The 26,855-nt window shown below is 30.9% G+C and carries 25 protein-coding genes and 1 pseudogene; 6 read left to right on the forward strand and 20 right to left on the reverse strand.

Going from position 1 to position 26,855, the window contains the following annotated elements; all coding sequences use genetic code 11:
* Window positions 1-110 precede the first annotated feature (110 nt).
* Window positions 111-860, reverse strand: a pseudogene (locus tag WY13_RS09010) (ribonuclease H family protein); the annotation flags it as partial.
* A 26-nt stretch (window positions 861-886) separates the two neighbouring features.
* On the reverse strand, window positions 887-1,843 hold the full coding sequence (locus WY13_RS09015) for a YkvA family protein (RefSeq protein ID WP_063555351.1): 957 nt from the start codon (window positions 1,841-1,843) through the stop codon (window positions 887-889).
* A gap of 281 nt (window positions 1,844-2,124) precedes the next feature.
* Here WY13_RS09015 and WY13_RS09020 point away from each other — a divergent pair, with 281 nt between their 5' ends.
* Window positions 2,125-3,870 carry an ATP-dependent metallopeptidase FtsH/Yme1/Tma family protein gene (locus WY13_RS09020; RefSeq protein WP_063555352.1) on the forward strand — a complete coding sequence of 582 codons (1,746 nt, stop codon included), beginning with the start codon at window positions 2,125-2,127 and terminating at the stop codon, window positions 3,868-3,870.
* Window positions 3,871-4,219: 349 nt separating this feature from the next.
* Here the strand turns inward: WY13_RS09020 and WY13_RS09025 are convergent, their stop codons facing one another.
* On the reverse strand, window positions 4,220-5,242 hold the full coding sequence (locus WY13_RS09025) for a rhomboid family intramembrane serine protease (RefSeq protein WP_063555353.1): 1,023 nt from the start codon (window positions 5,240-5,242) through the stop codon (window positions 4,220-4,222).
* 99 nt (window positions 5,243-5,341) lie between these two features.
* On the reverse strand, window positions 5,342-6,400 hold the full coding sequence (locus WY13_RS09030; protein WP_063555354.1) for an HD-GYP domain-containing protein: 1,059 nt from the start codon (window positions 6,398-6,400) through the stop codon (window positions 5,342-5,344).
* A 224-nt stretch (window positions 6,401-6,624) separates the two neighbouring features.
* Between WY13_RS09030 and WY13_RS09035 the strand changes: the two genes are divergently transcribed.
* Entirely contained in the window at window positions 6,625-6,948 is a 324-nt protein-coding gene (locus WY13_RS09035; protein ID WP_063555355.1) for a hypothetical protein, read from the forward strand.
* A gap of 6 nt (window positions 6,949-6,954) precedes the next feature.
* Here WY13_RS09035 and WY13_RS09040 read toward each other — a convergent pair whose 3' ends face one another.
* The 9 genes from WY13_RS09040 to lepB all read right to left on the reverse strand — a co-directional run bounded on the left by WY13_RS09040 (window position 6,955) and on the right by lepB (window position 16,277).
* Window positions 6,955-7,386, reverse strand: a complete 432-nt coding sequence (locus WY13_RS09040; protein WP_063555356.1) for a Fur family transcriptional regulator — start codon at window positions 7,384-7,386, stop codon at window positions 6,955-6,957.
* Window positions 7,387-7,402: 16 nt separating this feature from the next.
* Window positions 7,403-7,957: a manganese efflux pump MntP gene (locus tag WY13_RS09045; protein ID WP_063555357.1), complete on the reverse strand. Its 555-nt coding sequence runs from the start codon at window positions 7,955-7,957 to the stop codon at window positions 7,403-7,405.
* Between the two features lie 90 nt (window positions 7,958-8,047).
* The gene (locus WY13_RS09050; protein ID WP_063555358.1) at window positions 8,048-8,776 is read right to left on the reverse strand and encodes a M48 family metallopeptidase; all 729 of its coding nucleotides are present in this window, start codon (window positions 8,774-8,776) and stop codon (window positions 8,048-8,050) included.
* A gap of 13 nt (window positions 8,777-8,789) precedes the next feature.
* Complete coding sequence (locus WY13_RS09055) at window positions 8,790-10,415, reverse strand: S41 family peptidase (RefSeq protein ID WP_063555359.1); 1,626 nt, start codon at window positions 10,413-10,415, stop codon at window positions 8,790-8,792.
* Between the two features lie 670 nt (window positions 10,416-11,085).
* Entirely contained in the window at window positions 11,086-12,789 is a 1,704-nt protein-coding gene (locus tag WY13_RS09060; RefSeq protein ID WP_063555360.1) for a methyl-accepting chemotaxis protein, read from the reverse strand.
* Window positions 12,790-13,244: 455 nt separating this feature from the next.
* Window positions 13,245-13,469, reverse strand: a complete 225-nt coding sequence (locus WY13_RS09065) for a YdbC family protein (RefSeq protein WP_063555361.1) — start codon at window positions 13,467-13,469, stop codon at window positions 13,245-13,247.
* Window positions 13,470-13,612: 143 nt separating this feature from the next.
* Entirely contained in the window at window positions 13,613-14,869 is a 1,257-nt protein-coding gene (locus WY13_RS09070; RefSeq protein WP_063555362.1) for a glutamate-5-semialdehyde dehydrogenase, read from the reverse strand.
* A 16-nt stretch (window positions 14,870-14,885) separates the two neighbouring features.
* Window positions 14,886-15,686 carry a glutamate 5-kinase gene (proB, locus tag WY13_RS09075; RefSeq protein WP_063555363.1) on the reverse strand — a complete coding sequence of 267 codons (801 nt, stop codon included), beginning with the start codon at window positions 15,684-15,686 and terminating at the stop codon, window positions 14,886-14,888.
* Window positions 15,687-15,746: 60 nt separating this feature from the next.
* Window positions 15,747-16,277 (reverse strand): signal peptidase I, encoded by a 531-nt coding sequence (gene lepB, locus WY13_RS09080; RefSeq protein ID WP_063555364.1) that lies wholly within the window; start codon window positions 16,275-16,277, stop codon window positions 15,747-15,749.
* A 156-nt stretch (window positions 16,278-16,433) separates the two neighbouring features.
* Between lepB and WY13_RS09085 the strand changes: the two genes are divergently transcribed.
* Window positions 16,434-18,098: a purple acid phosphatase family protein gene (locus WY13_RS09085; protein WP_063555365.1), complete on the forward strand. Its 1,665-nt coding sequence runs from the start codon at window positions 16,434-16,436 to the stop codon at window positions 18,096-18,098.
* Between the two features lie 85 nt (window positions 18,099-18,183).
* Here WY13_RS09085 and WY13_RS09090 read toward each other — a convergent pair whose 3' ends face one another.
* The gene (locus tag WY13_RS09090; protein ID WP_242866421.1) at window positions 18,184-18,855 is read right to left on the reverse strand and encodes an HlyD family secretion protein; all 672 of its coding nucleotides are present in this window, start codon (window positions 18,853-18,855) and stop codon (window positions 18,184-18,186) included.
* Window positions 18,856-18,874: 19 nt separating this feature from the next.
* Complete coding sequence (locus tag WY13_RS09095) at window positions 18,875-19,669, reverse strand: efflux RND transporter periplasmic adaptor subunit (RefSeq protein ID WP_063555366.1); 795 nt, start codon at window positions 19,667-19,669, stop codon at window positions 18,875-18,877.
* 554 nt (window positions 19,670-20,223) lie between these two features.
* On the opposite strand from WY13_RS09095, the gene WY13_RS09100 reads away from it, so the two are divergent.
* Window positions 20,224-20,766, forward strand: a complete 543-nt coding sequence (locus tag WY13_RS09100) for a macro domain-containing protein (protein ID WP_063555367.1) — start codon at window positions 20,224-20,226, stop codon at window positions 20,764-20,766.
* Here WY13_RS09100 and WY13_RS09105 read toward each other — a convergent pair.
* Window positions 20,755-21,315, reverse strand: a complete 561-nt coding sequence (locus WY13_RS09105) for a VanZ family protein (protein WP_063555375.1) — start codon at window positions 21,313-21,315, stop codon at window positions 20,755-20,757. The two genes, WY13_RS09100 and WY13_RS09105, sit on opposite strands and share 12 nt — an antisense overlap.
* Before the next feature lie 144 nt (window positions 21,316-21,459).
* On the opposite strand from WY13_RS09105, the gene WY13_RS09110 reads away from it, so the two are divergent.
* Window positions 21,460-22,557, forward strand: a complete 1,098-nt coding sequence (locus WY13_RS09110; protein WP_063555368.1) for an Ldh family oxidoreductase — start codon at window positions 21,460-21,462, stop codon at window positions 22,555-22,557.
* A gap of 30 nt (window positions 22,558-22,587) precedes the next feature.
* A complete protein-coding gene (locus WY13_RS09115; protein ID WP_063555369.1) occupies window positions 22,588-23,970 on the forward strand; it encodes an FAD-binding oxidoreductase in 1,383 nt (460 codons plus the stop codon).
* Between the two features lie 168 nt (window positions 23,971-24,138).
* Here WY13_RS09115 and WY13_RS09120 read toward each other — a convergent pair whose 3' ends face one another.
* The 4 genes from WY13_RS09120 to WY13_RS21360 form a co-directional block, all read right to left on the reverse strand.
* Entirely contained in the window at window positions 24,139-25,191 is a 1,053-nt protein-coding gene (locus tag WY13_RS09120) for a glycoside hydrolase family 130 protein (protein ID WP_063555370.1), read from the reverse strand.
* A gap of 8 nt (window positions 25,192-25,199) precedes the next feature.
* Window positions 25,200-26,150: an MTP-1 family protein gene (locus WY13_RS09125; protein ID WP_013237269.1), complete on the reverse strand. Its 951-nt coding sequence runs from the start codon at window positions 26,148-26,150 to the stop codon at window positions 25,200-25,202.
* Window positions 26,151-26,203: 53 nt separating this feature from the next.
* Complete coding sequence (locus WY13_RS21510; RefSeq protein WP_063555371.1) at window positions 26,204-26,434, reverse strand: hypothetical protein; 231 nt, start codon at window positions 26,432-26,434, stop codon at window positions 26,204-26,206.
* A gap of 188 nt (window positions 26,435-26,622) precedes the next feature.
* A partial coding sequence (locus WY13_RS21360) for a hypothetical protein (protein WP_063555372.1) occupies window positions 26,623-26,855 on the reverse strand: 233 nt, incomplete at its 5' end.

Raw genomic sequence — 26,855 nt, forward strand, 5'->3', positions numbered from 1 at the left:
TCTTTAAAAAATGCTTTTTCTTTTACAGAACTATGATTTTTTATGTTCTTTAGATAGATTATGCAAATTTATTTTTTTTAAACAGCTTAATTTTTACATTTTCATATATCAATAACTTTTATATTTTTTTCACCTTTAGGTGCAATTTTTAATATCTCATTCTTTACTTCATCATTAGCTGTCTTTATCTCATTATTCATTAACCATTTTTGAACACTTTTTTTTGATTCTATTTGTAACTTTTCCTTGCACTTTTCATCTGCCAATTCATTAAACAAATCCCCAGTATGACTATCTACTTTAACAAATATAACCTCAATGTTTTTCATAAGCTCGTTCATTTCTTCGTAATATTTTATAGATGAGGCTTCTTTTCTCTCCCATAACCCAAGGGCATGCTTGCAGGTTCCTTCATAGTCGTGGAACAGAACAACTTTTTTCTCTCCCTTAGACAGAGCATATTGTACTCCTCTAACAGCTGCTTTTAATTCTCCAGATATTTGCCTTATATTTTTACCTTCTTCACAAGAATGTGCATCGCTTTCTATATAATAAACTACATTACCTTTAACTGCCACCAATGCATAAGAATACATTTCCGTTGAAATGTTATAACTTCCATCCACATATACATGCAAACAATCTTTAGGATAGCTTCCCTCAGACTTTTTTAAAAGCTTATCCTCTCCTTTTAAATATTCCAAAGCTGAATTTGTATCTTTAAAGCTCTTATATGTAGCACCTTTAACACCTTTAACACATTTCAGACATTCTCCCCAGGTGTTTACTATAATATTTTCAACTTTTTCATTTTTTTCAAAATCATATCCTTCTTTTATAGCATATACTTTCTTAACCATATCGATTTACGTGTTATATTAATCCCTTATGTAACACTTCTCCCCTCTTTTTCTTTTCTTTCAGATGATTTGAATACATTGCTTAGCTGATTTAAAACCTTAGAAACATTTGCACTTCCAATTATTTTTGTAATATATTTTACTGCCTCTCTTGTAACCAGAATTATGTTTTCCTCACCCTGCCAATTTTCAATTATAATTTCTTCTGGTATTTCATCTATTATAGTATTAAGTGCAAAAAACGCCAGAGCAACATCATCTATTTTCCCAACAAAAGGTATAAAATCAGGTATTATATCTATAGGACTTGCAAGGTAAGCTATTACGCCTGACAGCATAATCTTAACCTTTATTTTAACCCTTTTGTCCTTAAATAATCTTATAAATAACATTATAATATCCGGTACAAGCATCCCATACTCTACGATTTTTTCATATTTTTGCGGCACTTTACTTACAACTTTTTTTCTAAACTTATGATACTTATCTAGAATAAGTATACTTCTTTTCTTTTTCTCTATGTTTGGAAATTTCTTTTTTTCCTCATATCTTATATCTTCTGCTTCTACCTCTAGTGCCCTAGGAAGTATTCCTACTTTTTTTAATTTGAGATTAAAGTAAGGTATAAGCTTTACTGCCAGATCTAAATCCACTCTTACTGTATCCCTGTCCACCTCTACCCCATAAGGGGAAAAGTTATCTAATAACTTCTTAAGGACAATATTTTTTACATTCTTAAATATCTTAAACTTATACACACGTACATCAAATATTTTTAAATTTATTATGTTGTTATTTATATTTCCTATTCCCATCTTAACTTGAAAATTTACAGATATTTTGCTCTTATATGTCCCCTCTATTGTTATTATTTCATTTATACTTATCTTTTCTATATTAAGTCCTTCTATATTCACATACTCATGAACTATACCAAGTATGTCTTGTTCTGTCAAAATGGCTTTTCCAAAGGACACCTTCATATATAAATCTCCTCCCTAAATTTACAAACTTCTTATTATAAAGTATACAGTAAATTAAATTTTCTGCAATAAACAATTCTAAAATTACTATACTAGTTCCATAAATTACTTTAGCAAAATTTATGATTTTAATTAGACTAATTTATAAAAATATTATAATATCATTATATGATTTTATAAAGTTTCGTTTGTTTTTACAAGATTTTACTATAAAACTTATAATTTTAAGCTAATTAATATAAATCACTATAGAGAATCTATCTCAAGAAAGGAGAACTTAAATGAAAAAGATAAAAAATAAGTTTATAATAATTCCTATTTTAACCTCTATTTTATCTCTTTGCATGTTACTATTTATGAATTATAGTAACAGCTCTATACCCTATAAGTCATATATTTCGTTTCAAAAAGATGTATCAAAGAAAATAGTTTCGACAGTGTATATGACAGATTCCCCAAAAATAAGAGTAAAATTAAAAAACGGCAGCATATATGATACGGATAATCCTAGAACCCCTAACGCTAAAGAAGTACTTTTAAACGATGGAATAAGTGTATCTGAGCAATATACTGTAAATAACAGGCAGGCTTATCCTACTGCTATACTTATAATTTCCATTATGGCAGCTGTTTTTATGGCACTTAAGTTTTCTAGCAAATCTTCTAAAAAAATAGTATCTCTCGATTCCTTAGATGCTTCTGCCATAGAAGATTCTAATTGTAATTTTAAAAGTGTAGCGGGAAATGAGGAAGCTAAAGAGAGTGTCCAGGATATAGTTGATTTCTTAAAGAACCCTAAAAAATATACATCTTATGGTGCAAGAATGCCAAAAGGGGTTTTATTATTCGGTGAGCCAGGAACCGGAAAAACTCTCCTTGCAAGAGCTATTGCAGGTGAAGCAGAAGTTCCATTTTATGCCGTTTCAGGCTCTGATTTTGTACAAGTATATGTAGGTGTAGGTGCCAGCCGTATAAGACAGTTATTTAAAAAGGCTAAAAACAATAAATCTGGAAAAGCGGTTATATTTATAGATGAGATAGACGCTATAGGTAAAAAAAGAGATGGCTCAGGAAGTACCGGAGGCTCTGATGAAAGAGATCAAACTTTAAATGCTCTGCTTACAGAAATGTCTGGATTTAATGAAAAAGAGGGAATTGTAATAATAGCTGCTACCAATAGGTTAGATATGCTAGATCCTGCCCTTTTAAGGCCTGGAAGATTTGACAGACATATAGAAGTAACTCTCCCTGACGTTTCTTCAAGAGAAAAAATTATATCCCTCCACTTAAAAAATAAACCTGTAGACAATATAGATGTACACGAGTGGGCTCAAAAAACTTCTTACTTTTCAGGTGCAAAAATTGAAAGCTTAATAAATGAAGCTGCAATACTTGCCTGTAAAGAAGATAGTACTTATATAGAAAACAAGCACATTGATAAAGCTTTTTCCATAGTACTAACAGGTTATGAGAAAAAAGATAGGGATTATATAAAAGATATAGACAAAAGAATAACTGCTTACCATGAAGTAGGCCATGCTTTAGTATCCTCAAAAGTACTTCCAAATGAAAAGATTTCTAAAATAACAATTATTCCAAGTACTAAAGGAGCTGGAGGTTATACATTAAGCATACCTGAGGACAAGCTCTATCAAAATAAAGATTACTTGCGTAAAAGAATAATGGTACTTTTAGGTGGAAGAGCTGCTGAAGAAGTTATCTTTGGGGCAGATTACGTAACCACAGGTGCCTATAATGATCTTCAGCATAGCACAAACATAGCCTTTAAAATGGTAACTCAGTATGGAATGGGAAACACTTTAGGTCTTTTAAATATGAGGGAACTATCAGATTTAAATATAAATCAAAATGAGATTATTAAAGAGTGTAAGTGTCTTACAGATTCAATATATAATGATGTAAAAAATATTCTTATTGAAAATAGGCACTGTCTTAAAGCCACAGTTCAGTTACTTATGGAAAAGGAAACCTTATTTTCAAATGATTTAAAAGATTTATTTATTTAACAGTTACTCACCTTTCGCACATACAAAATTTTAAATTAATACAAAAAATTACGAAGCAACTTTTTCAAGAGGACAATTGACAGAGGACAGAGGACAATGAAGGTGAGTTTTCCTCCTTACGTCAGAAAACTAATTTATTTTTAAGCTTGTTTTGCTAATGCAAAACAAGCTTAAAATTTATATAAGTCAACAATATTTGGCTTTAGCGAAATGAGTCATTAAAAATTTAATTAAAGATTTTTCGTAGTACAGCGGAGAAAAATCCTCCTCCACTGTCCTCTGTCAATTGTCCTCTGTCCTCTCAAAAATATTGCTTCGCAATATTTTTAAACTGTGAAAGTTAAAACAATTACTTATCGGGCAATGTTCTTATTTTTACATTGCCCAATAAATATGTTATGACTACTCCTCCTACAAGTCCTCCTAGGTGCCCAAAGTTATCTACATTTGCTATAGAAAATCCTATTACAAGGTTTATCACGATTATAGATAATACATTCATAAAAAATTCTTTACCAATTTTATGTTTCATTTTTATAGCAAATACCAATGCTGCGCCTAAAAGTCCAAATATTGCTCCTGAAGCTCCTACTGAAATAGAGGACGAAAACATAAAACTAAATACCGAAGAAACTAAACCTGATATAAGGTACAGCACTATATATTTAACTTTACCATACACTTTCTCAACAAAAGAACCCATTATATAAAGTGAATACATATTTACTCCTAAATGAACTATTCCAGCATGTAAGAACATACAAGTAAAAAGTCTATAATACTGTCCTGAAGCTATAAGTGAATTAACCTTAGCTCCCATAAATACAAGTACATTTACATCACTATCAAATATATTTCCAGAAAGGTATGCAGTTACTGCATATGCAGCAACATTTAAAGCTATTATGATCCACGTTACAATTAGGTCTTTTATTTTATATATGTTTTTTGACTGCTTATTTGCTAAAGTACTTTGTTTTACATAAATCATACAATTATATATTTCTTTAGCTAACTCCTCCAAATCAGGAGTATACAAAGTTATTTGATTCAAATAAGGATTTAAAAAAATTAATCCACATTGTGGATTATCATTTTTATCCACTGTGGCATGTACTTCCCTATCTAACACTATTTGTATAAGTCTTACACTTTTATTGTCAAACAGCTTTTTTAAACGTAACTTTATATCTTCTGCATTTACATTTCTATAACTTTCCACCCTAGAAAAGAAAACTACCTGCATAATAGAATTTTGTTCTCTGCATAACGCCCATCTACTGCATATTCCATTTATACCTTCTAGCTCTATAATATTAAAATTATAGTTTTTGCATAACTTATCTATTAAATTATCAATATATGAACTCATATTTTTCTCCTCAAAAAAACGAATACACAGTATATTATCATAAATATTTTGATATCTATAACACACTGTGTAACTTATTTTTCCCAACTTAATTCTATATTATACTATTTCTTTTACGATTACGCTTAGATTTTTAAGTAAATCCACTTCATAACCTGATATATTAGCTCCAGTTTCAGGATCTTGTAATACCCTTATCACCGGTCTATCAGGAAATCCTCTGTTTTGTCTTACAATATATCCTTTAACTCCATTTGATAACTTAACACAGCATCCAAGTGGATAAACAGCAAATGTATTTTTGAAATGGGATACTATTTCCTGGTCAAAACTACTTCCACTGCCTGAAAGTACGAGTTCATAGGCATCATTAGGGCGAAACTTTTTTCTATAACACCTATCATTACTAACAGCATCATATACATCACATATACAAACCATTTTTGCAAAATTTGTTATCTGCTTATCCGTAAGTCCATAAGGATATCCTCTACCATCAACTCTCTCATGATGCTGTTCAACTATTTTAATTATAGGACTGTATGTACCAAAAGTTTTCATTAAGATTTTTGAACCGTGTAGGGGATGCTTTTTTATTTCAGCGAATTCTTCATCTGTCAACTTGCCACTTTTATTCAATATCTCTATAGGCACCTTCGTCTTTCCTATATCATGTAGGATAGCTCCCACGCCAAGTTTCTTTATATCAGATCCATTATATCCTGCGGAAATTCCTAAAAAAGAAGCCATAACACAAGTATCTATTGAGTGAACAAAAGTATAGTTGTCATATGTATGTATGTCATAAAGACTTTTATTTACATCTCCAACATCAACTATGTAATTAATCATTTCTTCTACTGTTTTTAAAGATTGTCTTAATCCTCTTTCATCATAATTATTCAAATTTACCATTACCTTTGACATACTTTTCATAGTGGACTGTTTAAGCTGCGCCAATTTTTCATCTTCTACATAAACATCTTCTAATCTTTCATCTTCTACATATACATAAAATACACCTAATTTTTTTAATTTATCTATATAATTACTATTTAACTTTACTCCTGCTCGTAATAAAACTTGTCCTTCACAGGTTAATATGCTCTTTCCAAGTATATCTTCTTCCATAACCCTATCTATAAATTCCAGTCTCATAATTTCACCCCAATAAAGTTTTGCATTGTAATGTTTCTTAATAAAATAATACCATACAACCGTAAAAATTTAAATAATTTAAAATTAAAAATAGACTTAACTTCCACATAAATCCTAGCTCTACAAAATATTTTTCTAAATAAATAAAAACGGGTATTTACTTATTTTGTAAATTTGTATATTATAATATTGAAAGCATTATTTCCATTATATGGAGGAAAATTATGAAAAAATTTATTATTCTATTTATAAGTATTTTACTTACTATTACAATAGTAGAAAAAGTATATGTATCATATAAGTGTAGAGATATAAACTATGCAGTCAAAAATTATTTTACTACCGGCATTTTTAATAAATATAAGCTGTGCAACATGGGGGATATAAATATGTATTTTTCCAATGGAACAGTTGCATTTATTAAAGTTTCTGGTATGTCTGCTAAAATGCCCTACGAAAAACTAGAATATACCGTATTTATACAAAAAAACACTAGAGGAGTGTGGAAAATAAAAAAAGTATATCCCGCACAGATAACTTTAAAATAAAATTTTTTAGTTTTTACTACTTTTTCTCTTTCTACAATCTGCACATATTCCATTTAATTTAAAATCCAGTTCTTCATCCTCAAATACAAAGCCCGTTTTGCTTTTTATAATTTCTTCTATTTGCTGCATAGGACAGTCTATTTCTACTTCTTTATGACATATTTTACACTCCAATATATGCTTATGCTTTTTTCTCATTATAGCATAACTATATTTATTTTCGCCCAAATCAAATTTTCTAACAATTTTTTTATTTTCAAACAATTCTAAGGACCTATAAATAGTGGATAAATCTACATTTATGTTTCTCTCTCTACACTTTTCAAATAAATTATCAACAGTTATAGCATTTTCACTTTTAGATAATATATCTAAAATATTCAATCTTGCCTTTGTAACTTTTATTCTACATTTTCTCAAGTACTTTTCTACATCCATAAATTCACCCCAAATTTCACTTAAAAAACATCATTTTAATACCAAATATAATAAGTATTACTCCACCTATATAATCTGCATATTTACTTACAATATGTATTTTCTGAAGGTACTTCGAAATAAAAAAAGCAAATAAACACATAATAAAGGTAATTAAGCCTATAAACACAGTACTAATAAATAGATCCATCCTATTTGCTATATTATTTAAAGTTGTAAATCCTATTACTAGTGCATCAATACTTACTGAAATTCCAAGCACTAGAATCATTCCTGGTTTAATGAGTATGCATTCTCCTTTACTAGCAAAACCTTCTTTAACCATAAGGACGCCTACTATAGATACTAATGCTCCTCCAATTACCTGGGGAACAGACGCAATATATGTATTAAATAGAAAACCTGCATAAGCACCACATATCGCAAAAAAAAACTGAAAAAATCCACATGAAAAAGAAAGTTGAAACTTATTTCTTCTCTCCGCTGCGCCATTCAATCCCACACACAGTGAAACGCCAAAGGCATCTAAAGAAAGTGCCACTGCAATCAAAAGTAAAAAATAAAATTTCATATTATTTTCCTTTCGCAATTAAAATTACTTATAATAACTTACTTAATTTTACTTTATTATTTTTCTAATGTCTATAAGTTCACTTACTATTCATATGTATTTTTTTGGAAAATTAAGCATATATCCATTACATTTAAGCCATTTTCTTCTGTTTTTATATTGTGGAATTATAGATTCTACCAATTTCCAGTAATCTCTAGAATGATCCATATGTACCAGATGGCAAAGTTCATGCACAACTACATAATCTATAATTTCCATAGGTGCCATTAATATTTTATAATTTAAATTAATATTACCGTTAGAGGAACAGCTGCCCCATCTAGTCTTCTGACACCTAATTGTTATTTTTTGGGGATAGACATTTAGATTCTTGTAATAAATATCCACCCGTTCTCTAAAAATCACCCTAGCCCTTTGTTTATAAAATTCACATATGCTCTTTTTAATATTTTCTTCATTTTTTAATAAAACAGCTTTGCCATAAACTATAATTTTATCTTCTGCAATTTCTACATAACATTTTTTTATGTCTGCCTGTCGAACTTCTATTTTTAAAAGATTCCCCATCCATAAAAGCTTTTTTCCATCTAACAGACCCGTAGACTTCATGGTGTAAATTCTATTTTTTGTAATTTTTACATTTTCCTGTATCCATCCCATTTTATTCTCAACTATTTTCTCTATAGATGGATAACTAACATTAAGAGGTGCTATTATATATACTTCACCTTGTTCATTAATTTTAATGGTTATATTTTTTATATTCTTCTTTATTACCTTATATTCAAATGAAGAAAGTCTATGAGTTGTTTCCATTTTTCACCTTTCATTAGTTTTTAACAGTAACTGGCTTTATAGTGTCATTAACCTTTATATAGTAGGTCTTGCCTTTTTCTAATTTTTCTTGTGGCACAATAACTATTTTGTTATCTTCTACGCTGCCTATTTTAAAAGCAACCCTTTTACCAGTAGTGCTATTTATAATTTCCATATTTACTTTATCCTTTATATCAGAGCTTATTTTTTTATTAAAAATTACAGTAAATGCTTTATCCTGTGACACCTGCTGCATTGTATCTAAAACCTTATCTTCTGGATAAAAAAACTTATACATATTGCTAAAGTATTCCTCCGGAACCTTTGCCCATCCATCTTTAGTGCCTATACAAATTTGTGATCTATCTATATTATTCACTATATACTTAAAAGCAGACCAATATTCCTCATTTTTAGCAATACTTAAATCTATATAAAAATTTTCATTACTTATTGTAACCTTTAAAAATCCTCTTTCGTCTGTTCCATCTTTACATTGTCCCGACAATAATTGTGCTACTGCTAAGGAATTCTCATTACCTGTATCAAAATCAGGCTTTATTCCTACTTTTTGTATTGTATTACCTGCAGGGGAATAAAATTTTTCTACAGTTAACTTCAATGCTCCTCCATCTGAAAGGTCAAACATCTGCTGTGCCACACCTTTTCCATAAGTAGTATTTCCTATAAAAAAAGCTTTTTTATAATCCTTCACTGCTGCAGACAGTATTTCTGAAGCACTAGCAGTATATTTATCTACCAAAAATATAGTAGGCTTGTCTATTATATTTTGTTCTTCTCCTGCTAGGTAACCTATTTTTTTACCGCTTTTATTTTCAACTATAAGTGCTAAATTTTGTCCTATGAAATTTCCTGCTACATTTAGGGCAGAATCCATATATCCTCCACCATTATCTCTCAGGTCTATTATGTACCTTGCAGGTTTATTTGCTTGAAGTTCTTTTAATTTTTCATTAAACTTTTGTGATGTGTCTTCTCCAAAAGATGCTATGTGAATATATGCAGTATTACCATCCAACATTTTTCCATCTACTATTGGAATACTCACCTCTCCCCTTTTTACAGAAAAACTTAATACCTTGTCCTGCCTTTGAACTACAAGATTAACATTTGTATTTTCGTCTCCTTTAATATATGAAGAAGCTTGATCAAGTGTTATATTGGCAAGTGAATGGGAATTCGCCGAAATTATAATATCCCCTTCCTTAAGTCCCACACTTTCTGCTGGAGAATTTGCAACTACAGAATCTATTTTTATCCCTGAAGGAACTTGAGACATATATATGCCTATTCCATAGATTTTATTATTTATGGAATTTAAAAAATTTGTTTCTTCATCTTTAGAAAAATACTCAGTATATGGATCATTAAGTTTTTTCAGTGCTTCATCTATACTAGATGCATTTAATACCCCGTCTGGTATATTGCCTACATAATAAGTTTTAATATCGTTTTTTACTTGATTTAGTACTTGTGACGAGTCCGCTGCCACTGCCGTGAATGAAAAGCCAAGTAAAAAAAACATAGTCCAAAATACTACAAATAATTTTTTTGCATATAATCCCATATCTAATTTTCTCATTGAATTAGTATTTAGACTCCTAAACTTACTTCTCATATAATAATCCTCCCAAAATATTTTATTGTTATAGGGTTTCCAATTTAAAATTTGAATTTATTCACAGAGATATTTTTACAATAATGAAGTACATTTAAATATTCTTTACTTAGACTTATCAAAATATTTAACGGACTGAAGGTTGTAAAAATATCCGGAGAATAATTCAACTTTCAATCTAGGAACTCTATAATTAATGAAATAATTATATCATTATTGAACATTTACTTCCATTGCAATTTTTAAGATCTTTATTACTTTTTAAATTATTTACAATATCATTTTCATAAATTTACTGCTAAGTATATTACAAACATAATCACATACAATTCTACATTATTTTGTAATATATTATCTACAACAATTTGCAATATTGAAATAGCAATTCATTTATTATATAATTAAATTACATCATGAATTATATTAAATTTATCATTATAATTACATAATAAAAGGAGCTATAACATGAAAGAACAACTTTCTCCAATAGAATTGCATAAAAAACATATAAAAACTGCTACTACAATTTTTTTTATAGCATTAATATTAGCGGTATCTATAATAACCTATATCATATCATCCACTTAAAATAAAAATGGCTGAACCATAAAGTTCCGCCATTTTTATTTTGCATCTACATAATAACTATTTAATTTCTTTAGTCGAGATATTAATTATTTATCCTAAATTTAGTTATATTTTTCTTAAGATTTTCTGTCATACTTTCAAGGTTTTCTGCAACCTCATATACTTTATTTGCAGACTTACTCATTTCAGTACTGGAAGCAGCTATTTCCTCAGTAGATGCGGCCATCTCTTCTGCAGTAGCTGAGGTTTCTTCTACACTACTCACTATTTTATCTTTGCTTTTTTCTAGATTGTCTACAGATACATTCACTTTTTGAATTTTAGGTATTATATTATTAACTGCATAAGTTATATTAGTAAAAGCTTCTACAGATTCATTTATAGAGTTAGTCTGATTTACAATTTCATTGTCCATCTCTGAAGTTTCCTTTACTATGTCTCCTATTTTATTAGAAAGCAATTTAATTAAACTATCTATGCTTGTAGAAGACTCCTTAGTCTGTGCAGCTAATTTTCTTACTTCCTCTGCTACAACTGCAAAACCTTTTCCAGCTTCTCCAGCTCTAGCTGCTTCTATAGCTGCATTTAAAGCTAGTAGGTTAGTTTGATCTGAAACACTGTTTATAATATTAGTTATGTCATTTATTTTCAGCACATTACTACTAAATTCCGTTATATCGTCCTTAAACATTTTAAAAGAATCATTTACCTTTGTAATAGACCTTTCTATATTAGGCAGTTTCTCACTATTTTCTTTTGCCATACTGTCTATTTCATTAGAGTTCCTATCTATTTCATTTATATCCTCGACTATCTTAGACAATTCATTGCTAAAGGAATCTATAACCTCATTTACAGCAACTAATTCTTGTGCCTGATTTGTATTTGCCCCAGCCACCTGGTTTATAGTCTGGGATACATCACTTGAGGATCCAGATAATTCTTTAGAAATCAAAGCCAAGTTATTTGATTCATCAACTATAGTTTTAAAATCATTTCTAATAGTATACAACAAATTATTCATAGATTTTCTCATACTTTCTATACCTTTGGCTAAAATTCCTCCTTCATCTTTATAATTCAAGTATTCTCTAGGAACTTCTTTAGTAAAATCTCCTTTTGATAAAGTGTTCATATACCCTGCAGAATAAAGTAATACTTTAGTTATCTTAGATACAAAAATATTTGCTGCTATGACAGACAATATAGCTATTAGTACCACAATAATACCTATGCTTTTAAAAACTTCAAATATCTGATTATTTATTACACTTTTACTAATGCCTATAAAAAACATTCCCAGTACATTTCCTTCATTATCCTTGATTGGTTTATATATTACCTCATAGGGTACATTCAATATTTTTGTTTCTCCCCTAAAGTCTTCTCCAGATTTCAACACTTTATTTGAGACCTCAGATAAAGCTTTTGTATTTACAGCTCTATTTCCTTTGTTCATTACCGTCGTAGAAATCCTTGTATCTTTTAAGAATATAGTAACTTCTTCACCTGTCTCCGCTTTTATAGAATCTACAAATTTAGTGTCTCCACTTATAAGTTTACTTCCCTTGTATAACTTTCCATCTTTTTCTTTCCATGCTCCACTGTATTTTTCATCTAATAACTTTAAAGCCATACCAGAATTTGATTTCAATTGATTGGAATAGCTTTCATCTGTTATATTACTCAAATTATGGTGTACTAATATAAGAACTGAAGCATTTAAAATCAGAATGATACATACTATTAAAAGATTTATTTTACCCCTAACTTTTAGATTTTTCATTTACACTCCCCCTAAAAATATAAATATAATTTTATGAAAACGTTTATTTAATTTATTTAAAAAAAGTCAGAGCACTGCTTCCGACTTTTTGTCCTGCTTTTAATTTCTTTAATCTTAAATAAATTAAAAATTTATTCATTTCCTTTATATACTATTATATCAAAAATTTAAATTATATTCTACATTGCAATTAAACTTATCAGTGAATCTTATTTAGTAGCTTTCACAAAGTTCATGGAAATGTTATAGTAGGTAATCATCAAACAAGATATAGCCCTATCTTACTTGCTCAAAAACACTTTTGACTATAGGACCACATAATGGCTGCCTTCCTTTTCTTTTTTTAAACTTATACTGTTTGAAAATCTAATTTGCCTGCTGCATGCAGTTACTGTAAATATAGATAAGACTATGAAAATACACCATAAAGATTTACATTTTATAAAATTATACCTCTAAGACAAATCCATATTATTTAATATGTTTTTTAACTCCCTCAATTCCTCTACAGTTAGGGTAACTCCCTTTCCCATTTTGTCATGTTCTTGTGACCAATCTCTTATATCATATTTAGCAGTTCTATCATTCCAGCTAACTAAATTTAATTCTTTCTTCCATCCTTTAGGGGATTCTGATAATACTCCTTTATTCTCTTTTATTTCATATTTTATACCTGCCATTTTATACACCTCTCAAAATCGAAAAAATTATTTTCTATATTATACCATAATCATAAAGTATTCTCCATTTGGGAATTCCAATCAAAAATTAAACTTCTGAGTATACGATTCTCAGAAGTTTGATTTAAATTCAATAAAAATCTCTATTTTCGTATCTGTCCTTCTCCATAGATTACGTACTTTGATGTAGTAAGTTCATTTAATCCCATAGGCCCTCTCGCATGAAGCTTCTGGGTACTTATACCTATTTCGGCACCAAATCCAAACTGCTCACCATCAGTAAATCTAGTAGAGGCATTTACATAAACTGCCGCAGCATCAACTTCATTTAAAAATCTTTGAGATGCATTATAATCATTCGTTATTATAGCTTCAGAATGTTTTGTTCCATATTTATAAATATGATCCATTGCTTCATCTAACGAATTCACTACTTTTACGGCCAATATCAAATCTAGAAATTCTGTATCATAATCTTCTTCTTGTGCTAGTTTTGCATAGGGAATCAATTTTTTCGTTTCACTACATCCTCTTATTTCAACTCCCAAACTTTTTAAAGTTTCTCCCAAATGAGGCAAGAACTTTTCAGCAGCATTCCTGTGTACAAGCAATGTCTCCATAGCGTTACAAACTGCTGGTCTTTGAGTTTTTGCATTTACCACTATATTCTCTGCCATATTTAAATCTGCACTTTCATCCACATAAACATGGCAATTTCCTATACCAGTTTGAATTACAGGAACTGTAGAATTCTTTACTATGGAATTAATAAGTCCCCTGCCCCCTCTTGGTATCAGCACATCTACATATTCGTTAAGTTTCATCAAAGTTTCCACTGCTTCTCTTTCAGTTATATCTATAAATTCAATAGCCCCTTCTGGAAGTCCTGCACTAACAGCAGCTTTATTTATTATATTGTATATAGCTGCATTAGAGTTTATTGCTTCTTTTCCTCCTCTTAAAATAACTGAATTTCCACTTTTAAGACAAAGTGCAGCAGCATCTACCGTTACGTTTGGCCTAGCTTCATATATTATTCCTATTGTTCCAAGAGGTACTCTCACTTTTCCAATACGCAGTCCATTAGGCCTTTTCCACATCTTAGACACTTCTCCAATAGGATCTGGAAGTGAAGCCACCTTAACAAGTCCACCTGCCATAGAATCTATCCTCTTTTGGTTTAATTCAAGCCTGTCGATAAAAGCTTTATTTTTACCTGACTTTTTTGCATTATCAAGATCTACCTTATTAGCTTGTAAAATAAGTCCTTTATTGTTTTGAAGTGCCTCTGCCATGGCACCTAAAGCTTTATTTTTTAAATCAGGACCCATATTAGATAATATTCTTGCAGCCCTATTTGCAGTTTTAGCTTTTTCTACAACATAACTATCTATATCCACCTCTATAAGCCTCCTTCTATTTTTCTGCTTCAAATAAAGTTCCAATTTCTTTATTTGAAACTATATCTTCTATAACAGCATCTTGGGACCCATTTGCTATTATCATAGATATCCCCGATGACACTGCTATTTTTGCAGCCTTAATTTTAGTATACATACCACCTGTTCCAACATTACTGTGAGATCCCTTACTGCAATCTTCAATTTCCTTTGTTATTTTAGGAACACAGCTTATTAATTTAGCATCCTTATCCGATTGAGGATCAGAACTATAAAGTCCATCAATATCTGAGAGCAGGATGAGGATATCTGCATGAATGGTCTTTGCAATCAAAGCCGAAAGCGTATCGTTATCACCAAATTTTATTTCCTCTACTGCAACTGCATCATTTTCATTAACTATGGGTATAACTCCACGTTTTAAAAGTGCTGTGAAGGTATTTTGGGCGTTAGTATAATTGTCCACTATATCCAGATCATTTTTTGTAAGTAAAATCTGAGCAACTATTTTGCCATGTTCTGAAAATATCTTTTCATATGTATTCAAAAGTATTCCCTGCCCAATAGCCGCAGCAGCTTGCTTTTCACATATGTCTTTTGGCTTTGTTTTAAGTCCCAATTTCAAAAAGCCAACACCAATAGCTCCGGAAGTTACTAAAACTACACTTTTACCTTGATTTTGCAAATAACAAATTTGTCTTACTATTTCCTCTATTCTATACAAATCCAAAGCTCCATCTTCGGTTATAAGAGTAGAAGTACCTACCTTAACTACAACTTTTTTAGCATTTTTTAAATATTTTTCTCTAATGTTCATTTTTTACTCCCCACAATAATTTAACTTTTACATACTCAACCTTTGCACATATTATGAATTTTAAAACGCTTTAATATTATTAAAAGGGTATACTCTCAAAATAACGTGTCCTCTTATATCTTTCAAGCTTATTGGTCCAAGTATTCTGCTGTCAGTACTGTTTCCCCTATTGTCTCCAAGTACAAAAACATATCCTTTAGGGATTACATATTGTGTAATAAGAGAATTAGGTTCAGTAATAGTTCCTTTAGGAAGATAATCTTCTGAAAGAAGCTGTCCATTTAAATATACATTTCCATCTTTTATTTCAACTTTATCTCCAGCTATTCCTATAACTCTTTTTATATAATCATCATTATTTTCGTCTTTAGAATAAAAAGTAACAATTTCTCCTCTACTTATATGACCGGTTTCAGTACTTACTTTTTCCAAGAATACAGAATCCTTATCATGAAATGTAGGCTGCATAGAAGGTCCTATCACAGTTGTTCTTGCAAAAACATAGGTCCTAAATGTCAATGCAAACACAACTGCCAATGTAATATAAAATATATATCCGCCTATATTCTTTAAAACTCCCTTATGTTCCATTTATCATACTCTCCTTCAATATCACAAAAATTATAATTAACATTTATTATAGCATAATATAAATTAACATACAGTTAACTTTATATAATATCCATTTAATTTCGAAAATATATACTAAGACTGTCAAATGGAAAATTAAGTTAGGGGGAAAATATTATGAAAAAAAAATACTTATCAATGGTAATAGCTGCACTTATTGCTGCCACATCAACAATAGCTCCAATATACTCAGTTCATGCGGCTTACGATAGTACAACTATTAATACTAATTTAAATTCTACTGTAAAACCTGATCACGTTACTTTAACCTGGACTAAGGACCCTAAAACTACACAGACAATCACCTGGAGAACTAGTACAAATGTAACTAAAGGATTAGTTCAATATAAAAATTTGGCTACCGGAGAAACAAAAACCTTCAATGCTGCTAAACAAGATTTTTCCACATCAAGCACTGATATAAACACTGGATATATGAATTTATTTTCAGCTACCTTAGAAAATCTTACTCCAGGAACTAAGTATAGTTATATGGTAGGAGATGGCCAAAACTGGAGCACTGAAAATACATTTAAGACAGAATCAAACAAAGAAGATGACGTTAAATTTATTGTTTTTGGGGATTCTCAAAGTGGAAATGCAAATGTTCCAAATTATGCTCCTTGGAATAAGACAGTTCAAAACGCCTATTCTAAAAATAAAGATGCAGATTTCATGATAAATATGGGAGATTTAGTTGAAAAGGGCCAAGATTATAGACATTGGAATAACTGGTTTGATGCTGCTAAAGGAGTTATTGACAATTTACCTGAAATGCCAGTTCAAGGCAATCACGAAACCTACAATGCAGTTGGCTGGGATTCAACTAAACCTAAATATTTTACAAATCAATTTAAAGTTCCGATGAACGGTCCCGATGGTTTCAAAGGGCAAGTATATTCTTACGATTATGGAAATGTTCATTTCGTTATGTTAGACAGCCAAGAGGAAGAGGAATCTCCAAATAATGATGAATTTTTAAAAAAACAAGCGGTATGGCTTGATTCAGACTTGACTTCAAATAAAAAGCCTTGGACAATAGTATCCTTCCATAAGACCCCATACTACAATAAAGCTTCAAGAGCAAATGTAACTTTAAAAAATATAATATCACCTGTATTAGAAAAACACCACGTAGATGTGGTTCTAAATGGACATGATCATGCAATGTCGAGAACTTTTCCTATTAATAATGGAAAATACTATACCGATTATTCTAAAGGAACTGTATATTATGTAACTGGCAGAAGTGGAGCTAAGTATTATGGAGATTTATCATCTAAAATTTGGGATGCATTCTTCTTTGATCCACAAGACATGCCTTGCTATGAAGTAGCAGATGTCAAAGGAAATGTACTTACGATAAATGCTTATAAACAAGATGGTACCTTAGTAGATTCCTTTGTACTAGACAAAGATCATCCTCAAAACAGCACAAAAGTAGTTCTTCCAACTGCATACAATGTAGATATGAATAATAAAGAACTAGCAGCCATAGGTGCTGATCCAAGATTAATTATATATGGAACACCAATTGCATTTGGAAGTAATCAAGCTGAAATCATAAAGGGTAAAGCTTATGTTAATCCAAGTTATATAGCTATGTACTTAGGTGGAAGCTATGATTCAGCTTCAATGAAATTGACTATAGATAAGCAAACTTATAGTTTTAATGCTAAAAACCTTTCTCCTAGTAAAAATGTGAGCTTAGATGCTTTAACTAAGGCGGGTTTTAATTGCAGCTATAATACCCAATTTAACATGATTATGATAGATAAGTAGAATTTCTAACTAAAAAATAAACTTATGCGTAAGAATATTCGGAGCATAAGTTTATTTTTCGTTTAGAATTCCATAGAAACTTTTTCTATTTTATGCGAATCTTGACATTTGCATTAGTTCCTAAAACCAATCCCTTAGCCTTATTGAACTGAATTTTAACTGGTACTTTTTGGTTTACTTTTTCAAACTTACCATCTTTATCTTTAGAAGATTGATTTAAACCATTTTGTGATACTAATCCAATGGATTTTACTTTTCCATTAAACTTTTTACCATTAAATTCATCCAACTTAACGGTAACAGCTTGACCAACTTTTATATTTTGAATTTCTTTTTCATCTATATTTGCAGTTACATAAACATTATCTTCATCTGCTAAAGTAGCTATAGTTTGACCAGCTAATTTAAATTCTCCCTGAGTACTCTGCTTTTTCACAACTATACCACTTATAGGAGCTCTCACTAAAGATGAATCTATACTTGAATCCGGGGTATTCGTAACTTCCTGTCTGGCCAATATCTCATCTTTATTAACTTCATCGCCCTCATTTAAATCAAACTCTAGTAATTTACCTTGAATTTGAGTATTTACATTAACTAAATCTGCACCCACTACTGCATCATTTGTTGAAATATAATAAGTGTTTTCATACCAAAAATAAGATATTATACCGCACAATATTACTGCAATTCCTACTAATATTCCAATAGCTGCTATTTTATATTTCTTAATCATACTAACTATTTTATTAACCATGCTGTATCCCCCCTTTTCACTACTCTAATCCGATTTCCGCAAACATACCTGGTTTCAAAGATGGATTTTTACCATTTATACTAACCTGTACTAAAATATCTGAACTTTGCGGCTCTACCTTAGAATTTATGACAGTTACTTTTCCTTGGAAATCCTGATTTGGAAGGTCAGGTACCCTAATAATTACATTTTGGCCAACGTTAATCTTATTTAAAATGTAAGATGGTGCATATGCATTTACATATAACTTATCAGAATTAACTATTGAGATAAGCGGTTTACCTGGATAAGCCATATCTCCAACATTTACATTTTTAGCACTAACTGTTCCTGCAATAGGTGATGTAACAGTAGCATTGTTAAGCGAGTTTTGAGCAGCTTTTAATGCAGCCTGTGCCTGATTTACCTGACTTTGATAAGTACTTATATTGGACGATGCAGAACTACCTGTTAGGCTTGTACTATTATACGTACTACTTTGTGCACTAGTTAAATTTGAATTTGCAGCATTTAATGCATTTTGTGCTTGATCAACTTGATTCTGAAGATCTTGGGTATCCAATTTTATAATAACTTGTCCATCTGTTACTTTTGTCCCTATATCTACAGATACTTCTGAAACCCTTGCCGAAATGTTTGAAGTTATCTGAGTATCTTCATTTGTTGTAATCTTTCCTCCCATTATGAACGAACCCTTGTCATTCTGTTCATTAGAATTTGTAATTGTCTTTGTAGGAGCTGAATTTTTATTATAACTACAGCCACCTAAAAACACCCCCATAACTACTAAACAAACTAAAATAATTTTTTTCATTTCCATCCTCCTCTTATGTAGGCACTGTAAAATAACTTTTTAACATTTTTATTATAAGCTTAATGTTGTTTAAAATAAAGAACTTTAGTCTAAAACTTCAAAATAAATTAAGTAAGCATTTCATCCAATATCCAACAAATCTTCAACTTCATTTATACGAAGGTTTCTAATCAAAAAATAAACTTATACTCCGAATGTTTTCTACAACATTCAGCTCGTTAAATATTTTGATAAATCTAAGTAAAAAATTCTAAAAAAACTAAGAACTTTTAAAAACTCGTACCTCAAACAATTCAAAAATTCTAAGTTTTTACGAATTTTTTTCTAAGACTTATATACAAAATATTTAAAAGAGCTTCATTATTGTAAAAACATATCTGCGTATAAGTTGATTTTTAAGTTAGAATACCTATATTCATAAAGTTAAGAAGTGATAATTAAAAAAGTAACTCATCCTTATTGTTGCTAATTGTAGAGTAAGATATATAATTATATCAACAGAACTATACAATTTCATAATACCATTTAAAAAATTTCTGAAAGGGGATTAGTATATGATTAAAATAGGTAATAAAACAATTGAAATCAAAAAAGGAGATATAACAAAAGAACACAGTGATGCCATTGTAAATCCTGCAAACAGCAGACTACAACATGGAGGCGGCGCAGCTCTGGCCATAGTCTCTGCTGGTGGATTTGAAATACAAAATGATAGCAATAAACTTATATCAATAATTGGAAGTGTTCCTGTTGGAAAGGCAATTATAACATATGGACATAAGTTACCTGCCAAATTTGTTATACACACTGTAGGCCCTGTAATGGGTGAAGGCAATGAAAATGAGAAGCTTAAAAAAGCTGTAACAAGTGTGCTCAATCTGGCAGAGTGCTATAATTTACATTCTATATCCATTCCAGCCATAAGTTCTGGTATATTCGGCTTTCCAAAAGATAAATGTGCAGAAATACTTCTTGGAACTACTATAGAGTTTTTCAAAAAGAAAGATACAAGTTTAAATAAAGTTGTAATGTGCAACTTTGACGAAAAAACCTATAACATTTTCCTGGAAAAATCAAAAAAATATCTACTTAAATAAAATTAGGCTTCCTTTTTGCCTTGATTTTATTTTATGAACCAAATAATAAGTTACGTAAAAAATAAAAATTCCAATCAAACTTCCCAAAAAATCTATGAGTACATCACTTACAAGAGAACTTCTACCAGGCACAAACATTTGATGAAATTCATCTGTAACAGCATAAAAAAGACATACAAACATTATGTATATTAAAGCTTTTGCCCCTTTTACATTAAATTCAAATAACACTCCACTAACTAAAATAGCAAGTATAAAGTACTCAAATGCATGGGCATTTTTCCTTATAATTAAATTCAGCTTCTCTTCTCTATTTTCTGTAGGATGCACATATGCGCTTTTAACTTGCTCTTTTTGAGTCTTAATTTGAACATTGCTATTTAAATCCTTACTTAGAATTTTGTTTTCCTTGATTTGCCTGTACTCTTTTCTTAAATTGTCCAATATGTTATAACTTCTTTGGTTAGAGATATCACCATTATTTGATGAGTTATAAAATATAAATCCCATCCAAAGAATACATAAAATAATCAAAATTATCTTTTTAATACTTGTCACCTTCTTTGTCTTAATTCAATTATTATACCTCAAATTTAGGTAGCAATCACCTTCTATTTTATATTTAAATGAGGTATAATTTCCTATAGTAACACTATTATGTATTAAAGTAAATTTGCTGAATGGAGGAATAATATGTCATACACCAAGGTTAAGTATGAAGATATAAAAAAGCTGTGTAATTTGGTTTTTGAGAAATTTGGATTCAACCAGAAAGATAGTGAAACCATAACTAGCGTTTTACTTTTGTCAGACTTATATGGAATTGAATCCCATGGTATTCAAAGACTAGTAAAATACTACAGTGAAATAAAAAGCGGCCTTATAAATATCAATTCTGAAATGAAAATAGTAAAGGAAACACCTGTATCTGCGACAATAGATGGCATGGGAGGTATGGGACAGCTCATTGGTAAAAAAGCCATGAATCTGGCAATTAAAAAAGCTAAAACTTCAGGAATGGGGATGGTAGTAGTTAGAAATTCAAATCACTATGGTATTGCAGGCTACTATGCCAAAATGGCTGAGGAGGAAGGACTTCTTGGAATTTCAATGACCAACTCTCCAGCTGTAATGGTACCAACCTTTGGAAAAGATGCTATGCTTGGTACAAATCCCATTGCCATATCTTTTCCAGCTAAACCCTACCCATTTTTAATGGATATGGCTACTAGCGTAGTTACTAGGGGAAAAATTGAAGTTTATAATAAAAGGCATGAACCTCTTCCCCTTGGCCTTGCTTTAAATAGTGACGGTGAAGATACTACAAATCCTTTAGATGTATTAAATAATGTAAGGGAAAATTTCGGAGGCGGACTTCTTCCTCTTGGAGGATCAAAAGAATCAACTGGAGGACATAAAGGTTATGGATTTGCACTTGCAGTTGAAATGTTTACAGCAATTTTGTCTGGAGGATTTACCGCAAATAAAGTTAGCTTAGATAGGGAAAATGGATCTGGAACATGTCATTATTTCTTTGCAGTGGATTATGGTATATTTGGGGATAAACAATCCATTGAAGAAAGCTTTTCCAGTTACCTGAATGAACTTAGAAATTCAAAAAAAGCAAAAGGTGCTGCAAGAATATATACTCACGGTGAGAAAGAAATAGAATCCTATAAGGATAAAATGGAAAATGGAATTCCAGTAAACGACACTACTCTTAAAGAAATATACGACATATGTGACTACTTTAGCATAAAAGCTAGTGACTATGTAACTAAAATAGTATAATTGTACATTATTAAAAAGGGGGCAATATTTTTGAATTCAGAAATAATTGAAAATCTAAAAAAAATTACTGGGGCAGACTGGGTTACAGATGATCTATCCCAGATGCAAAGTTACTTGCAGGATGAAACGGAAGCTTTAATTCGTGTTGAATCCTCAAAAGATTGTGTGGTAGTTAAACCCGGTTCGCCAGAAGAAATATCCAAAATACTAGCATATGCAAATGAAATCATGATACCTGTAATTGCTAGGGGCGGTGGTACAGGTGTATGTGGTGCGGCAGTTCCCATAAAACCAAGTATAATCTTATCTCTGGAAAGATTAAATAAAATCGTGGAATTTGATAAAAAGAATCTAATGATTACAGTGGAGTCTGGTGTAACTTTAGCAGATTTACTTGAAGAATTAAACAAACAGTATAAATTATTCTTCCCAATACATCCCGGCGATGAAGGGGCACAAATTGGAGGAATGGTAGCTGTAAATGCAGGAGGTACAAAGGCTGTAAAACATGGGATTATGAGAAATCATGTTAAAGCTTTAGAAGTAGTTCTTCCTACGGGAGAAATAGTCACTTTAGGTGGAAAACTAATAAAAAACAACATGGGTTATGATTTGCTTCAAATGATGATTGGGAGCGAAGGAACTCTTGGCGTGATCACAAAAGTAACTTTAAAATTATATGCAAAAAATAAATACACAGGTACTCTCCTAGTTTCCTTTGATTCAAGAAGGGATGCCTGTGACTGCGTTCCCAAAATACTTCAAGAAGGAATTACACCTTTAGCCATTGAATACATGGACAGACCTATTTCAAAAAAAGCTGCAGAACACCTTGGGACTAAATGGCCTGCATCCAAAGGCTCTGTGGATTTAATGCTCATGCTGGACGCTAAAACTGAAGATGAACTTTATGATACTAGTGAACAAATCGTAGGAATATGTGAAGAACATAATGCAGTAGACAGCATTATAGCTGAAACTTCAAAGGATCAGAAGGAAATTTTAGCTATAAGGAGCAATGCCTATACTCCTTTTAAAGACCATGTAGCTGATGGGCTTGACATGGCAGTTCCACCATCCGCAGTGCCTGATTTCTTTGACGATATATCGGCTTTATCTGAAAAATACCATACTGAAATTCCAGCAGTTGGCCATATAGGAGATGGTAATATTCATAATTTCATACTAAGTGACAATGGTAAATTGCCTTCTTACTATGAAGAATTTAAACAGGAAATGTACAAAATTGCATTAAAATATGGTGGAACAATAACTGCAGAACATGGAACTGGAAAAACCAGAAAAGAATACATGCCACTTCAATTTACCAAAAGAGAAATTCAAATTATGGAAGGCATTAAGAAAGCATTTGATCCTCATGGGATTTTAAATCCAGGTACTATAGTAGATTAAGAATAAGGGGAGAACAAGATCCCCCTTATTTATTTTTCAAGCCTATCAATGTTTTGCAAATGCTGCTTACATCTTCATTGGGCAATCCATCAAGGTCATCTAACTCTTCCTTAATGGTATCTAAAACCTTGTATTTAAAATTTTTACGTACTCTTGTAAAATACTTCTCTAATCTAGTGTATTCAAAATATCCTTTATTTTTACCACCGCAAGTCCAATAGAATTATCACATATTCCATAATATATATATAATTCATCTCCCCGCAAAATACAACCACAAGGAAAAATAACATCTGAAAAGAAACCCGATTTTTCATAGTTCTCTTGAGGTTTAAGAATGGGCTCTTTACTTCGTCCAACAACTTTTTCCGGGCAATTTGCATCAAGTAAAAGTGCTCCCATAGAATAATGTTCCATATCATCTACCCCATGGTATAATTCAAGCCATCCTTCATCTGTTTTTATAGGAGGTACCCCTGCCCCTATTTTTGCAGAATCCCAGGAGTTTTCTCTAGTACCTGCCACTATTTTGTGATTTCCCCAGTTGATCAAATTATCCGATTCAGATATCCATATTACAGGATTGCCGGTACTCTTTGATACCGGCCTATTTAATGCAAAATACTTTTCACCTATTTTTTCTGGGAAAATCACTGCGTCTTTATTTTCAGTATTAAAAATATTACCTAATTTTTTATAGCTTCTAAAATCACTAGTCACAGCTAACTCCACTACAATACCATACTTAGATACTGCGCTATAAGTCATATAATAATTATCGCCTATTTTAGTTATTCTTGGATCTTCAACTCCAAAACTTTCATATTTGTTTTCCGGGAAAATAAAAGGAACCTCGTCTATTTTAAAATTTACACCATCGCAGCTTCTTGCAATTCTTATATGTGACATGGAAGTAAGATAGTTAAAATCAACACTGCTGTCTACTTTTTTTATAACTCTTGAATCACTAAAATCATAGTTTTCATCTTTTTTATTTATTGTTAGCAATTTAAGTTTATTATTTCCATCTAAAAGGGGGATTCTCATATAATCTTCCGTTTCCTGCTTAACTCTTTCAGCTATTCTCAGAGCTAAAACCACTTCTCCGTTACACTCTGCTGCTCCTGGATTAAACACCCCTACAACCTGAAGGTCTTTACTGGAGGGAATTATATCCCTGCAGGTTATAATTGGATTACCTTTATATCTTCTTATATCCATTTTTCCTCCTATAAATTATCGAAGTATAATTCTGGATTCTTATTCATATAATCATAAAATGGATTATCTATTTCAAGTGTCTGTGCTTCAATGTCACTTATCCCTGCATACAAAATGGCTTTCTTACCTTTAAACGTTAGTCCTCCACTAAAGACTACATCATAAAGTGTTTCATTTTTACTAGGTCCTGGCAAAAAATCATTTCTGCTTGCAATTATCTGTACGTCTTTATATGCCATGGAATTTATATCCAGTACAAAAGTCATGGAATAATAGTGCTTCATTCCCTTCTCGTCTACTTTCGCTATATGCCCTAAAAGTCCTATATTATTTTGATCAATAGGATATATGCTGTTGATTCCTCCCCATTCATCATCATTAAAAAAGTCATTTAAAATAGGGGCATCTTCAATAACTCCCATACTCAAATCATTTAATCTTTTAATCTTTGCAAAGCCTATCTTTCCTCTTCCACCTTTAGCTCCTTGAGGACGGGTTAATACACCTATTGTACCATCTTTTAGCTCAGTTATGCGTAAATCCTTCATTCCTTCAGGTCCTACAAAAAAAAGTTTGAGATGAAAAATGTCCTTGCCTTTATATATCATAGTTCTCCATATAAGATTATTAGGATCATTTATATCATTAAACACTTCAACTCCACCTACTACCATTTCATTACCTATCTTTGTAAAAAACGGATCTTCCAAATTCATAATAGGTGATTCTATTATATGACACCATGCATCTTCATACTTTTCAAAAAAAAGAACCATGGAATCGTTGCTTCTCTTTGATTCAACCCTGCCAGCTATCACTGTTCTACCATTGCTTAAAAAGGGAGCTGTTATATTATAGACATCCTTGTTGAATATTCCTATAAATTTAACTCTCTTGGCTATTTTTTTTGCTTTTTTATTATCATACTCCTTCAGTAATTTATCACAAGTAACAAGCATATTTTCACCTTCTTAGTTTTAATTAACCTAATTATATTATAATTCTTATTTTTTCAATTTTCTATATTTTTACCAAAATAAAACCAGAAAGCATAAGGAAATTCTTCTTTAGTAAGATTTGTAATGATAACCTCATAAGTATTTTCTGATATAGGAAAACGAACTACTCTAAAGTTTATTGGATAAGTTCCTTTATCGCCAATATGTTCAAAAATATTGTAACTTTCGTATCCCCTATCAGCTAATATTATAGTTTTTTCTTTAATGTTAGAACGGTCCACCATATATAGATGAGTGTGATGAATGTGGTTACGTAAGAATTTCTTATAATTCTTACAGAAACAGGCATCGTTCTATAGCTTGTTTCAGAAATTGAGCAATTTTAATGACTATCATCATGTGAGTTTATACTCAAATATGATAGTTTTTATCGGCTCAACTTCTGAATCCAAACCTATTCATTTTCACAATGTTATTTTTTCTTTGGCTGTGGCTTCACAATATAAACTTTTCCTGTCTTGGGGTCCAAAACGGCAGATCCTACACTGCCACTTGAACTTTTATCTTTCATCTGCGTAGTTAATTCTTTCGGATTATTGATCTTTATAAGCTGTTTTTGGTTTAAAATGACCACCAAGTTTTTCATGTTTATATTCCAGAAAATCATAATTGAAAGTAAAAGTCCGCAGATAAAAACAAGCATAA

Origin of the sequence: Clostridium ljungdahlii (genome assembly GCF_001636845.1) — a bacterium.
Lineage (GTDB): Bacteria > Bacillota > Clostridia > Clostridiales > Clostridiaceae > Clostridium_B > Clostridium_B ljungdahlii_A.